The sequence below is a fragment of the Thalassotalea fusca genome (genome assembly GCF_053485835.1).
This window is the reverse complement of sequence record NZ_JBQRUN010000087.1, coordinates 1-223: the sequence shown is the minus strand read 5'-3', so window position 1 is coordinate 223 and position 223 is coordinate 1. Positions and strand designations below refer to the sequence as shown.

1 protein-coding gene is annotated in these 223 nt (G+C 41.7%); it reads right to left on the bottom strand.

All coding sequences use genetic code 11. The features are described from left to right. Positions 1 to 19: 19 nt before the first annotated feature. A partial coding sequence (locus tag ACSLUK_RS20120; RefSeq protein WP_448550564.1) for a helix-turn-helix domain-containing protein occupies positions 20 to 223 on the bottom strand: 204 nt, incomplete at its 5' end.

Sequence of the window (223 nt, the reverse complement as noted above, 5' to 3'; positions counted from 1 at the left end):
AAACCAGATATCTATTTTTTCAGGCTTGACGTGGACTGGCGTGTGAATGATCGTTGCCACAGGGAACTTTTTTATATGCGTCTTGCGCGCCTTCTGTTTGCTTGGGGTGTTTTGACCTACTGGTTATCCAACTGAAGCCAAGGTTTTTGAGTAACCGATAAATATGATTATGATGATATGTTATACCAAAGTGCTCAGTGATGTACGCTTGTACATCGTTACC